Raw genomic sequence first — 15578 nt, forward strand, 5'->3', positions numbered from 1 at the left:
CCTTCCTTAGTTCAATTGAATTAATTGGGTATGTATCTCTACCGCAAAGTAACGATTGAATTCCTGGAATGAATTAACTTTTGGCCAATAATCAGAACGATCGCACATACGATACATTTCAGTTTTATAAATAGGCCGAAAATAATGTTCAAGAAAAGGTTTTATTTCTGACAACTGGGTGAAATTCTTTACAATCACGGTGGCATTTTCAGCTAAATGCGAAATATTTACCCGTTCTAAAACAGTGGTAATTTCTTCGTCTGGTTCTTCTATAGCCGTTTTTATCCATTTTAATAGAACAGAGCGAGGTTTTACACATAATAATTGCTGACCAGACTGGATACTAGATTCCATTAATACAATTTGTGAATGCAATTCAAATTTAAAACAACATAAAAAGTCTAGAAAGCTTGCTTTTACCTCATTACCGATATCTTCACCTAACCAGCGACTAATTTCATGACTAAACATGCGTGTGTAATGACGCTCTATTTCGTCAAGGGTTTTTTCCTCATCGTCAAATTTAGGAATCACATAGGCAGTGGTATCCGTTTGGATCAACCGTAATTCAGGCAATTCAATATCAGGTAACTGGGTAGATAAAAAAGAAAGAAAAACTTGGGTAGGTTTTAAAATAACAACTTCCCACTGGCTTTGTTGCATGGTTTGCTCTCCTTAGTGTTTTTTGTCTCATCCTGAGTACAACCCCTTTATTAGGATTTTTTAGGGGGGAAAATCAGATTATCATTTTGAAAAGAGAAAGGGAATAACCAAATTGCAAAAGCGACAGGTTTTCATCATAGCGAGTTACAAATGAGGCGTAGTAGCAGTCAGCGCGCTACCTTGGCAGTAGGTAGAGGTCGAAAGGCCTACCTACATTTTATTTAACCAGAGCAGGAGCTTTCTGGGTTGACTATACAGTTGCACTCCTACTATTCTATTGAAATTTTCCCTCCCCAAAAAAATCATGATGAACTTAATACAAAAAATAATCTTCTCGCTCATAGCCCTGGGGCTTGTTTCTTTTATTTTTATTTGGTACTTGACTAAATCAGTAAGTTTGGAGGTCATTCACGACCTATTTAATAAACAACTTTCTGAATTAACTCCGCTCCACAGCGAAATTAAAGGAAATATTCGCTGGCAAATTTTTCCTAAACCAGGAGTGAAAATAACCAATGTTAAGCTGGAAAATGTCTCTTCTTTTCCCCACTATGCTCTTTTTATTGAAGATGTTTTTCTAAATTTGCAGTGGGGGGCTTTATTTAAAGGTAAATTGGTTTTTACTCAACTACATGCTGATGATTTTACCTTGACCTTTAATTTGAATGAAAAGAACCATGAGATACAAGCCGTAGTTACTAAGCCTAAAGAACAACAAGTCCTGGAAAAAGTTAAAAAAATACCTCAATTTTCAATAAATAATCTTTTACTTACTCACGGACAGATTACAATTCTTTATGGCGACAAACAATTTATCCTTTCAGGTTTGCAGATGGGGGCTACCCAATTAAACCTACATAACGATTTTTTCCCTATAATCGTAAAAGGTAATTTACTAGCCTCACTACCTAATGATCATTTTAGTAGTAGCTTCCACTTTAAAGGAAGGACTCACTTAAAAGCTCTCATTCTAAATCCTATTAAATTTTTGAAAGAAAAAGGTTTGGAGGGGCAGCTGACTGTTACCAATTTGCGCTATAAAGATATTGCAATTGATACGATCAAAACGACACTTTTATCTTCAGCCGATGAACTTATTTTAAATCCATTGAATTTGTCTTTATATGGCGGAGAATCTGTAGGAGACCTCAGTTATAACTTTGTTGCCCAAAAGCTCTCAATCAACCAAACCGCAACTACGATTAATTCTAATCACCTGATAAATAACTTATTAGGATTAAATTTGGTAAACGGTCTTTTGGATTTTTCTATTCATGCTTCAGTACGACTTAAAGACGATAACTGGAAAGACGATATTCAAGGTAATGGTAGTTTAACTATCAAAGAAGGTGTGCTTTATGGCATTAATTTAAATAAACTAGCCAAGGATCTTACTAGTAGAGTCCACGCGCTATTTACTAATGATGAGCTCGACCTAAAGTTAGCGCTAAAACCAGAAATATTTAGACCTATTTCTTACGAAAATGGCCAAACGCATTTTGACTTATTAAGTATTCAATACCGATTGCATAATAGTTTTTTCTTAAATGATACGTTGTTGTTACAAACCAACAATCTGCAACTTTCTGGTAATGGCCATATTAATTTGCAAGATTTGCAAGTGGATAATGAGCTGGGTGTAAAATTACTAACCCAGGATGTCCTTTTAGAAAAATTACAAACATTTTTAAATGGTAATTTACCCTTACGACTCACCGGAAAAATTACTAATCCCGTATTGGTTGCAGATGCTGACAAGATTAATCCCTTCGTTTCTAAAGTTCTGTTAGAAAAGTCATTACATCAACCTATAAAACATTTAAAAAATTCGTTAAAAAATCTTTTAAATGAAATTTCTTAAATAAAATGCTTGAGTTTGGTCCACTTCTCTTAAAATGGTTTGCCTGCTCCGGTAGAAAAAATCTACCGTGGCAGCATCCAAAAACTGCTTATCGCGTGTGGGTTTCTGAAATAATGTTGCAACAAACCCAAGTGCAAACCGTGATTCCTTATTTCATACGTTTTATACAGCAATTTCCTTCCGTAGAGGCGCTGGCAAACGGACATGAAGAAGAAGTTTTACGCCTCTGGTCGGGCTTAGGCTATTACAGTAGAGCACGGAATTTACATAAAACAGCAAAAATTATTGCCTTTGAATTAGACGGTCAATTTCCGGATGAGCCACAGGCTTTAGTTAAACTTCCCGGGATAGGACCATCTACGGCTGCAGCCATTACCTCTTTAGCATTTAACAAACCGACTCCAATTTTAGACGCAAATGTAATGAGAGTTCTTTGCCGTTATTTCGCAGTAGAAGAAGATCCTAAAAAAGCCAGAACCAAGAAGAAATTATGGGAATTAGCTAAACTATGTATGCCTTTGCATTCATGTGCACAATATACGCAAGCTATTATGGATTTCGGGGCCACTTTGTGTACGCCGCAAAAACCACAATGTGGTATTTGCCCCTTTGCTCTTTCATGCTTAGCTAAACAACAAGGAAAAGTAAATATTCTGCCTTATAAACAAGCTAGAAAATCGTTGCCGACTCATAGTAAAACATTTTTATTACTCCACAGAAATAACCAGGAAATTTACCTGGAAAAAAATCCGCCCACTGGCATTTGGGGAGGGCTTTGGTCAATGCCCATATTTGGAGGAAACAATTTAGAGGAATTTTTAGGAGACAATTTTTCATATAAACCAATAGAAATCCTTTCTTTATGCAAGCTAAAACATAGCTTTAGTCACTACCATTTGTCCATGGAGATTATTTCAATAGAAATAGCCCCATTAGAAAATTATGTTAAAGAAGTTCCGGGAAAGTGGATTAGCATTGAAAAAACAAAAGAGTATGGGCTTCCTCAACCCATTCGTAGTGTCATTGAAACATGGTGTCAGATTGACCGCGTCTAAACGCCACTAATTTGTTAAGGCAGAAATGTTCGGCCTGGCCGGCGCTAACCTACATTTGAAAATATAAGTCATATTTGTAGACAACCACGAATTGCTCCCTCCTAATTTTAAATGCTACTATAACTTTTTTCCGAGATTCCTCATGAGCGCTATTCTTTTTCTTTTAATCAGTATAATTACCCTCTTTTGGGCAGCCAATCATTTGATAACAGGTGCTATGGGTATTGCTCATTCCTATCGTTTACCTCCTTTGCTTATTGGTCTTACCATTGTGGCGATTGGCACTTCCAGTCCTGAAATTATGGTTGGCCTCAGTGCAGCCCTTTATGGCAGTAATGATCTAACTTTGGGCAATGCAATCGGATCGAACATTGCTAATATTGGGTTGGTTCTTGGAATTATTATAGTGATCCGTCCTTTAGTTATTCAATCCACTATTTTGCGGAAAGAATATGCCCTTTTGTATTTAGTTATGCTTTTTACCTATTCACTCATGATTGATGGATATTTAAGTGTATTAGACGGCACCCTGTTTCTATTAGCTGCCATAGGTGTTGTCGCTTATTTTATTTATTTAGCCAGACACAATACTGTTGACCCTTACGCACGCGAGTTACGGAAAATGATAAAAACCAACCGCTCCATCCAGCTTAATTGGATTAGCGTAATAATAGGAGTTATTGTTTTACCCATCAGTGCCCACTACCTGGTAATTAATACCGCTAAACTTGCTTCTTCGCTTGGCGTTAGTCAATTAGTAATTGGATTGACCGTAGTAGCCATAGGTACAAGCTTACCTCAAGCAGCCACATCGATTATGGCTGCTTTAAATGGGCAGGATGATATTGCCATAGGTAATATTTTAGGCTCCAACATGTTTAACTTACTATTAGTGTTGGCCTTTCCTGCGATTATTAATCCCTCCGCAATTAGCCATGCTATATTATGGCGAGACATTCCTATTATGCTTGGCATAACGCTCGTCCTTCTACTAATTAGCTTTAAATTTAAAAAAAGAATCTCTCGCTGGTATGGGGGATTATTGTTGCTTATTTATGGCTCATATATAACGGCCCTGGTTGTAAATGCGATAGTTGCCCTATAGGCCAAATTTAAACGGATTAATATGCACTTGCGTGACCGATGGAAATAAATGGTGGAGCGAAAGGAGAGTTCCCGCATGCACAGCTTGGTGGGCATGCGGGATATCTGGGCTATGTCAGCCGTAATATCCACCTCCAAATCCATAGGAATAAGGTTGGCCATAACCAACCTGATCATACTGAGGGGCAGGTGGTGCAGTGGGCTCTACAGGAGCTTGCGAGTAAACCGGAGGATATATACCTGCATGCCTTACTGGAGCTTGCGCCGAAGGGTATTGCATACGCTCATAGGTTAGTTGTTGGGGCCTGTCTTCAAAAATAAAATGTAAGAAGCTCACAAAAGGTCTAATAATTAATCCAACTATACTTAAAGCGGCATTACACATACGGGCAATAATTCCCGACAATGCATGCTTAATGGATGACCATGCATCAATAAGTTCCCGTTTAGTGTCATGGTCTAAGATTGAATCAGACTGCTGTTGATTAAGCGTCCATAGATATGCTGCTCTTAAAAGGGAGGCACTTGCATTGAGCAAGTGGATAGAGGCTTCAATTGCATAGGCCGGGGCCAATACGAAAACATCCACTGCAGGGGTTAAAAGAAATGCCCAAAAGTCAGATTTTTTTTCTTTCGTGGCTTGAATAGGTTCTGCTAATGAAAAAAACCGATGTCTGGTGGAAGTAAAGTATCTATTTTCTTGTTGTTCAAAAATGGGTTGTAATAAACGCATGTATTATACCTATTTATAGAAAAATGAGCCTTGTAATATACATTAAAATCATTTTTTGGGCAAATATTGCCTAAAATTACCAAATATTTGTAGCGCCCTCCTGATTGTCATAACTCTTTCTTTACCTCATTGAGTAATTGACGCACCAAATTGAGTGGAAGCCCCATAACTGCATAATAACAGCCATTAATCCTGGGTATAAACTGGGCAATATAACTTTGAATGCCATAAGCCCCTGCTTTATCTTTATAATTATCTACTTTTAAATAAGCATGAATATCTTCATCTGTTAATCGGTCAAAGTAGACTTGGGTTTTATTTAATTGAATATTTTGATAATTACAATATTTAACTCCCACACTAGTTAACACCCAATGGCTTTTTTCTGAATAACTTTTAAGAGTGTTAAAGGCATCCTGATAATCTTTAGGTTTGCCTATAATTTTATTTTCTATTACTACTTCAGTATCCGCACAAAGTATAGGCAAATAGGGTAACTTTTCTTGTTCCAAGAAATCCCAGGCTGCGTTTAATTTTTCTTTTGTAATACGTTTAGAGTATTCCTCTGGGCTTTCCCCTTCCTTTTGCATTTCGGGGATATCGATTTTTAAAACTTCGAACTCTACCCCCATTAGAGAAAGTAACTGTTGTCTTCGCGGGCTTTTTGAGGCCAAATAAATTTTCATTAATCATTACCTATGACACAATATTTTGTTTTTAACTTTAATGAAGCATACAATTGTATGCAATTTAGAAAATTATCGTTGTTTATGCGAATTCTTTCATTTCTTTTATTATTTATTTCTTTTTCTGTTTTTGCCGATACGCAGTTTCTAGTTATTACCGACATTCATTTTGATAAAGCCATTTCTCACCCTTCTTCGGAATCTGATGCGGGCGTACTTCTTCTAGATTCAGCCATGAAGAAACTAACCGAGCTTTCAAAAAATGTGGATTTTATAATTACCTTAGGCGACTTCCCCGGACATACTTTTTTTAATTCTGTTAAAAGACAAGAAAATATTAGTACTGTTTTTCATAGCTTATTCCTGGCGAATATCTATTCAAAACCGTTTTTTTACATTGCTGGAAATAATGATTCTTTATCAGGGAACTATCAAGCGTTTCAATCTAAAAAAGGTTCGCCCTTAAGCCTTGCCAAAGATTGGCAAGGCTCCTGTTTACATTGTACTGAGTTAATGATTGATGACTCTTCAATGCAAGAGTATGGCTACTATTCAACTTATGTAATGAAAGACAATAAAGATATCATTTTAATTGCGCTAAATAGTGTGCTATTTGCCAAACTCCCCTTTTATATCCCTAAACCGCCTCACCAAAATGAAAATGCTATCCATCAATTACAATGGTTTGAAGAACAGATAAAAAATCATACCGGTAAACAATTATTAATTGCCATGCATATTCCTCCGGGGTTAAATAATCATGATCACCCCCTGTGGGAGAAAGCATACGTTAAAAAATTCATCCAGATCCTGGACACATATAGCTCTCACTTTACCGAAGTAACTCTCTTAACTGCGCATACCCACATGGATGAAATCCGAAAAATTGTCACTGGCTCCAATTTAGGGATCTATGCTTTTTCCACCCCTTCAATTAGCCGCATTCATGCCAATAATGCAGCAATGAAAGTGTTTACTTTAAATGCAAACTATCAAATTACCAATTATAGGACTTATTATGCAGAAGAGGATGAGAAATGGGAAAATCTTCATTACGATGCAATCAATCCTAATAAAGGAATTTTCCCGTGCAGAGGCCAAACATTAGCGAGCTGTTTAAATAATCTCGAAGTTGAAGAAGTTTGCAACCACTTGGACAGGGAACATTTCTATAGCGCCAAAAGTAAAAAAAGCGGATATCAGGTTTGTAAGAAAACATTTCTTGTGGAAGAGCATTAACCCCCTTTCTTTAATTCGACTGTGCTAAATGAAGAATAAATTCTCGCCTACGCGGGAATGACAGCTTATTGTCTCAGTACCTTTCAAAAAAACTGTCATGCCCGGAAGGCGGGCAACCCTTTCTGATTTGGTGCTGAACAATAGCTTGTCTGCTTTGCGAACATAACAAAATTTTTGTCAGGAATTAATATTATCAGACGGGAGAGAAAGTTGTTCCCAAGCTTTGAAATTCTTTGTGGAAATTAGCAAACATACGTTCTGTAGCGGTAGAAAATGTAAACCAGTGATGTTTTCGGTGCGATGCGATGAGACTAGCATTCTGTTTTTCCCATTCAAAGATGCATTTAATTAATTCAAAAAGTCCTAGTTCAGCATTTTCAGTAACTTGCTCGTAGAGTTCTTTTAGTTTTTTAAATTTTTCTATAGTCAAAGGATTATCTTGTTGTGACATGCAAATTTCGTCTAAACGGCTATATAAACGCTCAGCGATAGTTTTTTCCTTACCTGAGAGCCCGAATGCCCCAGGAGGTAGTGGTAATATGTAGAAATACCCTTCGGTTACGAGGCCCTGGTTATTCTTTGCTTTTAATGGGGGGGGCTTGAGGAAAAAAGTTGAAAGTCCTTTGCCAAAAGAGTGATGCCCCACTTTATTTGCTAATTTTATAGAGGAATGTCTACAAGTATTTCCTAAATGAAGCGTGCTATAACTGGGTAAATCCTCAGCAACTTCACTCTCTTTGTCATTATCTGATCTCTGCTCGGATAGACGGGCCCAACGTAAACCACCATTTCCGCTGGGCAAAAAAGCATAAAAATAATCCCTCCAACTTAAATTATGCCCCTGTTTTACTTTTTCATCATTCTGCTTTTCTTCTAAAACTTTTAAATAATTCAAAAATTCAACATATTGTGCAAAAGAAATGGTAAAAGCTTTATATTGAATTTCATGCGCTTTTTCAAATATAAAAGTTTCGTCCTCTATCCAAGAACTCAAACCAAATAGAATCTGCCACGGTTTGCAGGAATCAAAAGCCCAGGCTTTTTTTCCAAAAGATCCTAAAAAGTGAACACGGTTATCAACTTTAACCCCTAAACTCAAAAAAGAGTGGCCTTTATAACCGCACAAGGCTATAAAAAAATTGGGACTCTTTCCTATGGATATGTAGTTTTGCATAAGGAGCTTAAATAAAACAAAAAGTTGTTAAATTATAATCAATCTGTTTTTTTTGTCGAATACGTTAGCAACACCGTGCATTTTTAACGAGAGATTTATCTAAATGATTGCCCAAGCTTTCACGTGGGCAATTCCCTTTTATCATTTGATACATGCGAACTCCACCCCATATGGCCAAAAATAACACAATCCCTGCAAATGCGAAAGTAAACAAGGCATCTATATAATCATTCATAATTACCGCCCGCATTTCAGTTAATGTTTTGGCGGGGGCAATCAATGAGCCTTGCTGTATAGCTTCTTTATATTGTTTCGCATGCGCTAAAAAACCCAGTCGGGGATCTGTAGCAAACAGTTTTAAAAAAGCAGCCGTTTCAGTACAAATTAAAAGCCAAATGGTAGGGAGCAAAGTAACGGGCAAGTAGCGTTCTTTATTTTTTCTAACGAGATAAACGCTGGCCAAGATAAGCGCCATGGCTGCTAACATTTGATTAGCAATACCAAATAAAGGCCATAAAGTATTAATCCCTCCAAAAGGGTCCACTACTCCCTGATGAAGAAAATAGCCCCACAAACCCACACAGACAGAGGTGGCGATTATATTTGCCAACCAGGATTGGGTATTACCCATACGAGGAAAAAACTCGGAGAATAAATCTTGCAACATAAAACGCCCTGCTCGAGTTCCGGCGTCTACTGCTGTTAAAATAAATAAAGCTTCGAATAAAATGGCAAAGTGATACCAAAAGGCAAGTGTGGCCTGATTAAATAATTGCGAAAAAATTGTAGCAATCCCTATAGCTAAAGTAGGAGCCCCGCCGGTACGGGAAAGAATCGTTTGTTCTCCAATTGTTTGAGCGGTGTTAATTAGCATTTCCGGGGTTAATGAAAACCCCCATTGATTAATGGTGGCTGAAGCTTGCTCAATGGTGCTACCAATAAACGCAGGAGGGCTATTTAACGCAAAATAAAGACCCGGCTCAAGACAAGACGCCGTACAAATAGCCATTAACGCAACAAAAGACTCCATTAACATTCCACCATACCCGATTAAACGGGTATCTTTTTCGTTGGCGACCATTTTAGGAGTAGTGCCAGAAGCAATTAATGAATGGAAACCAGAAATAGCCCCGCAAGCTATGGTAATAAATAAAAAAGGGAATAACTTACCAGCCCATACGGGGCCACTTCCGTCTATAAATTGGGTGAATGCAGGCATTTTTAAAACAGGCGATATAAAAATAATAGCCAGTGCTAATGCCAACATGGTCCCTATTTTAAGAAATGTCGATAAATAATCTCTGGGTGCCAGCAATAACCAAACAGGAAGTATAGAAGCAACAAATCCATAGCCTGAAATCCACCAAACTAATTTTTCAGCAGATAAGTCAAACAATGGAGCCCAACCGGGATTTTCAGCTACTAACCTTCCTCCATAAATGGCTAGAATTAATAAAAGCAAACCAATGACAGATACCTCCCCCACACGCTTCGGTCGGAAAAAATATCCATATAAACCCATAAAAATTCCTATAGGTATAGTGGCAGCGACAGTAAAAAGGCTCCAGGGGCTATGGGTTAAGGCTTTCACTACAATAAGAGCAAGTACAGCCAAAATAATTACCATAATTAAAAAAGTAGCAATTTTAGCAATAAAGCCTGTTTTTTTACCTAAATCATTGGTTATCAAAGAACCCAAAGAGCGCCCATCCTGGCGCATTGAGATCACTAATATAAAAAAATCCTGTACCGCCCCGCCAATAATCCCACCAATTAAAATCCATATGATTCCAGGAGCAAACCCCATTTGCGCAGCTAAAACGGGACCAACTAAAGGGCCGGCTCCGGCAATAGCGGCAAAATGATGACCGAATAAAACCCAACGGTTTGTGGGAACGTAATCAAGGCCGTCATTATATTTTAATGCGGGTGTTATCGCTGAAGAGTCTAACTGCAAAATACGGTTGGCTAAAAAGTAGCTGTAAAAACGATAACCAATGAAAAAAGTCATTAAAGAAGCGAGAACAATCCAAGCTGCATTAATAGACTCTCCATTTTTTAATGCAACTACGGCAAGACCTACACTTATCAATATACTAAAAACAAATCCAACAAATCCTACAAAAAAATTTTTCATCCCATTCCTATTGGAGATTTTTATTATTCTGATTTTTGTATCATATTTTATTCTTTGATACACCTTATAAACAAAGGAAGTCAGAAAAGAAATGTTTTTGAAGGAAGAAAGTTTTCATTTAATTAGATATTATATGCCCATATTTTGAATAGGGGTGCTGGATGCATATTACACAGCAAATGGTAAGGGAATTTTTACAAACGAGTAGAGTTTTACTTGAAGAGTTAAAAGCGATTCCTTCAACAAATCCCAGACAAGCCCTTATTCTTTTCGAGAATAAATTAACCCTGCTTAAGCTCAATGAATTATTTCAAGAAGTCACCTTAAAAAGCCTCCCTCTACCGCAATTCAGGGAAAAGGTAATTACTTTTTTTAAACAGCGATGGGACCGCATTCGTGGTACCTATTGCGCTTATACGGAAAAGCACCACGAAGTAATTTTAAATTACACTAATATGTTTTGTTTAGATATTGCCAGAGTACTTTCGGATATCCCTGACGATATCTACGATCTTCCTCCGGGAGAAGGCCCTTATTTTATTCTTATGCCTACCCTCCAGGTAGACAAGGATATTACAAATTGCAATATTCACGAGTATCGATTACACGAATTTGTTTTGTCTGATGACGACACCTTATTTATCCCTGTATATACAACCCTGGCATACGCAGAAGGAAGTGCCACAGGAAAGCCCTGCCATCTGTGTACTACTGATCCTGAAATGAAGAAGTTTTCTTCACTCTCACCATCAGAATTAAAAAGAGTCACTCATCATTCACAGTACGCACAAAATTATTATCAATGTATACAAAGCTATCATACCCAGCGGCTGTATGCTTCCAGTTTCTGTACCGCTTTGGGGAAACTTTACGAGGCTTTAAAAAAAGGGTCTGTAGCCATAGATATTGGTCATGGACAAGAATTTGATGCCCATGCTTATGCTAATGAGGGGATTGTACAATTCTTTGAATATTGGAATGATTTACCCGAAGAAACACAAAAATTTTATTTCGATAAGTACCCAGCTCATATAGTTAGAAAACGCATCTCTCTCACAGAAGTTATAGAAGAAGAATGGCCGTCTTTGGAAGAGATTCTAGGCAGACTAGCAAGACCCAAATCTGCTGATTACTCCGAGGTTCTTTATTGTGTGTATTTGCTTGGTGATTATATAGACCCTATTATTAAACAGGAAATCAAAGAAAACGATAACATTTCACGCGCTTTAGAAAAAATGGCAACCCAAAGGCGGTTTTTGGAAAATAAAATGCAGGAACCCGCTTTTTTTTCTGATGAAACGACTAACTGTCCACCCCGGGTTTTCCCACCTATTTTTGAGCTCTCTCCTGAACAACAACGTAATTTGTTCCCAGATGTGGAATGTAATAGCCCGTGGCTTTATTTACTTGAAAACGATATAGAATATCTAAGTGAAATTTTAAAAAAAAATCCTTCCCTATTAAGAAGCAGCAGCCTTTTTACTATTCTTACTAAAAAACTTCAGAGCGGAGATTATTTTTTTACAAGAATAATAAATAAAGGGCATCTCCCATTAGCGCAAACACTTCTGGAAGCGCACCCTCAATTAATTATACAAACGAATCAAAATGGTGATTATCCCCATCATATAGCTGCTAGAATAGGTAATATAGAATTACTTGAATATTTGCTACCTTTTTATAAAGGAAATGAAACAAATAAAGAAGGTGACACGTGTTTACATATTGCTTGTAAAACAGAAAATGTAGACGTATTTCAACTAGTAGCTCCCTCATGTTCAATTTTAGTTAGAAATCGACAACACGAAAATGCTTTAGATATCGCGATACAAATAAGCTGCGGTGATATTATTGATTCTATAGTACTTGCCTCTGCTTCAATGGACGCTCGTTCACAGCGCTCTTTATTTTCCAGAGTCGAAGGCGGAATATATGAATCATCTTTATCTTATATTGTCCTCAAAAGATCGCATCTGTTAACTCCTTTTCTACACAGTCCCTTTCACTCTGATAATCTTTCCGTTTTAAGAGGGTCATCCGGTCAAGTTCCTCTGCTTATCACCGCTACCAAAAGAATACAAAATTTGCATCAAATAGAAGTATTAGTTGGCTTCGATGCTGAGTTGTTGTTATCTACTGATAGTCAAAAAAATACAGCGCTCCATTGGGCTATAGCAAATAAATCTTATGAAATTGTAAAATTTTTAGCTCCGCTTTATGCTGCACGCAAAATAGTCAATATTAGAAATAAAGACTATTTTACGCCCTTACATTTAGCCGTTCAGGCACAAGACCCGGAACTTACTGAAATACTTCTACAAGCAGGGGCGGATATTGCATTGTTTACAATTTCGGGAACTGGCGTACTTAAATTTGCTCTTGGCCATCCAGCATTATTTAAAAGATTACTGATGGCGGGTTTATTTCTCTCGCTAAACAAACAATCCATCTATTTGGGCCAAATAACTCCCAACCAGACTTGCGTTCTTTCTTATATCATCGAAGAGCAGCCATTCTATTTTGCAGAGGCGATGGCTTCTTTGATGTCTTTTGAAAATCCCATCCATCTTGTTGATACGCTAAGGTCACGAGATAAAGCAGGCAATACCCCCCTCCTTCTATGCCTGCGTCATCTGGAACTCAGCGAAGTAGAGTTACTTCTAGCAAATGGAGCTAACATTCTAGATGAAAATCATTTAGGAAATAATGCGCTTCATGCTGTTGTCTCTTCAAGTACCGGGAATGACATACGGGAAAAAGTCCAGTTAATTCTTCAAGTAGCTCCTCAGCTAATTTCACTTGTAAATAAAGAGAAAGAAACACCTTTGCATGCCCTTTTACGAAATATGGATATTAGCGTAGAGGATAAAATAGCAATCGCCTTGCTTTTAATTAAGGCAGGGAATCCTCTGACAGTGACAGATAAATCGGAAAAAACACTGCTTAATTTATTGGAAGAATTAAAATCTGTTCAGCAACAAGTAACTCAACATGTCATGCCGACTCTTTTACTAAATGCAATTAAGCTCCCTGTTCATGAACAGCAAATCCTTTTAAGAAGTTATAATGTTAGGCGCGGCATAGCCGTTTTAATTTTTTCCCCCAGTTTTCGATTTCCCGATATATTATGGTTCGCTGCTGAACGATACCCTTCGCTCCTTGAACCGCTTATCCTTCAATTAAGAAATCTGCCTGCTTCTCATTGCGCTATATTGTTAAACAATAAAAATTTACAAAAGCAAACGCTCCTTATCCACGCTGTAATAATAGATAACCTTGCGTTGGTAAATAATTTATTAGCAGTAAACATAAATGTTTTATTATTTGATGACGCAGGATGTACTGCGCTCCATTATGCGAAAAATAAAAAAATTATTCGTGCACTAATCAAAAAAGGAGCGCAATTAGAAGCACAAAATGTTGATGGACAAACCCCACTCCTTAAAGCTCTAATGGACAACTATCCAAGTACCGCCATTTGTGAGTTACTAGAATCTGGAGCGAGTATAGATCCCATACGAGCATTCCCTCTCTTAGCCACCCGTCATGATTCTTTAGGGATGTCATTGATGAAAAGGCTAGTACTGTTAACTTTTAGACAACAAATAGAATTCCTTACTCTAATTGGTATGCAATATGTGGCAAGAAACATTTATTTTTTTGCTCGTCTTCGCTACCCGGGCAGGGAGAGCGAATTAATTGAAGTTTTAGAAAAAAATCACGCCTTAGGAAACCTAAAGCTTTTAATGGAATCACGAGATGATCAAGGGAAAACACCTCTTTATTTAGCCACTGAGGCCGGGGCAGTAAATATAGTTAATCAGATACTTCGGTTGTGCTCTTCTATTTGCCTGGATGTAGACTCCGAAAATGGTGAGATAAAGGACACAGCACTAATAGCGGCAGCACGTCTGGGAAATGAAAAAATAGTAAAAGCCTTGTTACAAAATAACGCACAGGTTGGTAAAAAGACTATACATGGAAATACTGCTCTCCACCTATGCGCCTCTCGAGAGGTAGATGTACGTATTTATAATCACTTACTGCAATATGGGGCAAAATGGGACTGTGAAAATACATTTGGAAATACTCCCTTCGACATTGCATTAGTCAATTTAAATGTGCCTTGTTTAATAATCATGATGCATTATGGGTTACCGCTGACCCTGAGAGGACACAATGGTCTAAATATTCTGGATTGCGCTGATCGAAAAGTTTTCGCTGTGGGGGATGTGTTAACTGCTGCAGCACTTTTAAGTCCTTCAGAACAAGTAGAGATTCTCAAGAAAATTGATGACGGACGCTACCAAAATATATTTAACTTTACACAAATAAAATACCCGGAACATCTTCCCTCGGTTTTAAAAAAAGCTGGAAAAGAACAGGAATATGCAAAAGCAAAGGTACAACTTCAAAAGTTTATTCCCCTACAAGAACACATAGAAACTCTGACTGCAAAAAAATTGGAAATGCAAGATAAGCAAAGCAATAAAAAATATGCTCGTGCATATATAACCCTTTCTGCCCTTATTCAAACGTTAAAGGAACAAGAAGCAGCTTTTCTTTTTTCCGACGTTGATGAGCAAACTAAAAAAAGAAAATTAAAGGTAACTTGTTTACAGGCAATAGAACAAGCCAAAGAAGTCCTAAGCGAACATAGAAGCTTAGTAAAACTACTTGCCCGCATTTTTATAGCGATTCTCACCGCCCCCATTTCACTCCCCTTATATGCTTGCGGTTTCTTTAGTTTTAAGACAGATACGCATCAAAAATTAGAATCCTTACAGAAAGATTTAAATACCATGCAAATTGGTGCATAACCAGATTTTAAGGCTAACCTACTTGAAAAAAATTTTTTTTGTTTCTAGTCTAGTACTAGGAGCTTGTTAAGGCCATTCTGGGATGGAGTACAGGATTACTAACCAA

10 protein-coding genes are annotated in these 15578 nt (G+C 37.4%); 5 read left to right on the plus strand and 5 right to left on the minus strand.

Features of this window, described 5'->3' with window-relative positions; translation table 11 throughout:
• Window positions 1-6: 6 nt before the first annotated feature.
• Window positions 7-663: a hypothetical protein gene (locus tag EL206_RS06135; RefSeq protein ID WP_058462795.1), complete on the minus strand. Its 657-nt coding sequence runs from the start codon at window positions 661-663 to the stop codon at window positions 7-9.
• Between the two features lie 304 nt (window positions 664-967).
• Between EL206_RS06135 and EL206_RS06140 the strand changes: the two genes are divergently transcribed.
• The 3 genes from EL206_RS06140 (at window position 968) to EL206_RS06150 (ending at window position 4684) form a co-directional block, all read left to right on the plus strand.
• Window positions 968-2524: an AsmA family protein gene (locus tag EL206_RS06140; RefSeq protein WP_084758884.1), complete on the plus strand. Its 1557-nt coding sequence runs from the start codon at window positions 968-970 to the stop codon at window positions 2522-2524.
• Window positions 2525-2529: 5 nt separating this feature from the next.
• A complete protein-coding gene (gene mutY / locus EL206_RS06145) occupies window positions 2530-3579 on the plus strand; it encodes an A/G-specific adenine glycosylase (RefSeq protein ID WP_058462797.1) in 1050 nt (349 codons plus the stop codon).
• Window positions 3580-3721: 142 nt separating this feature from the next.
• The gene (locus EL206_RS06150; protein ID WP_058462798.1) at window positions 3722-4684 is read left to right on the plus strand and encodes a calcium/sodium antiporter; all 963 of its coding nucleotides are present in this window, start codon (window positions 3722-3724) and stop codon (window positions 4682-4684) included.
• 114 nt (window positions 4685-4798) lie between these two features.
• On the opposite strand, the gene EL206_RS06155 is transcribed toward EL206_RS06150, so the two are convergent.
• Window positions 4799-5416, minus strand: a complete 618-nt coding sequence (locus EL206_RS06155) for a hypothetical protein (RefSeq protein ID WP_058462799.1) — start codon at window positions 5414-5416, stop codon at window positions 4799-4801.
• A gap of 107 nt (window positions 5417-5523) precedes the next feature.
• Entirely contained in the window at window positions 5524-6102 is a 579-nt protein-coding gene (locus EL206_RS06160) for a Maf family protein (RefSeq protein WP_058462800.1), read from the minus strand.
• Window positions 6103-6186: 84 nt separating this feature from the next.
• On the opposite strand from EL206_RS06160, the gene EL206_RS06165 reads away from it, so the two are divergent.
• On the plus strand, window positions 6187-7341 hold the full coding sequence (locus EL206_RS06165) for a metallophosphoesterase (protein WP_162261883.1): 1155 nt from the start codon (window positions 6187-6189) through the stop codon (window positions 7339-7341).
• 193 nt (window positions 7342-7534) lie between these two features.
• Here the strand turns inward: EL206_RS06165 and EL206_RS06170 are convergent, their stop codons facing one another.
• Complete coding sequence (locus EL206_RS06170; RefSeq protein ID WP_058462802.1) at window positions 7535-8515, minus strand: hypothetical protein; 981 nt, start codon at window positions 8513-8515, stop codon at window positions 7535-7537.
• 64 nt (window positions 8516-8579) lie between these two features.
• On the minus strand, window positions 8580-10652 hold the full coding sequence (locus EL206_RS06175) for a carbon starvation CstA family protein (protein WP_058462803.1): 2073 nt from the start codon (window positions 10650-10652) through the stop codon (window positions 8580-8582).
• A 161-nt stretch (window positions 10653-10813) separates the two neighbouring features.
• Between EL206_RS06175 and EL206_RS06180 the strand changes: the two genes are divergently transcribed.
• Complete coding sequence (locus EL206_RS06180; RefSeq protein ID WP_058462804.1) at window positions 10814-15472, plus strand: ankyrin repeat domain-containing protein; 4659 nt, start codon at window positions 10814-10816, stop codon at window positions 15470-15472.
• Window positions 15473-15578: the final 106 nt, after the last annotated feature.

Origin of the sequence: Legionella adelaidensis (assembly GCF_900637865.1) — a bacterium.
Classification (GTDB): domain Bacteria; phylum Pseudomonadota; class Gammaproteobacteria; order Legionellales; family Legionellaceae; genus Legionella_A; species Legionella_A adelaidensis.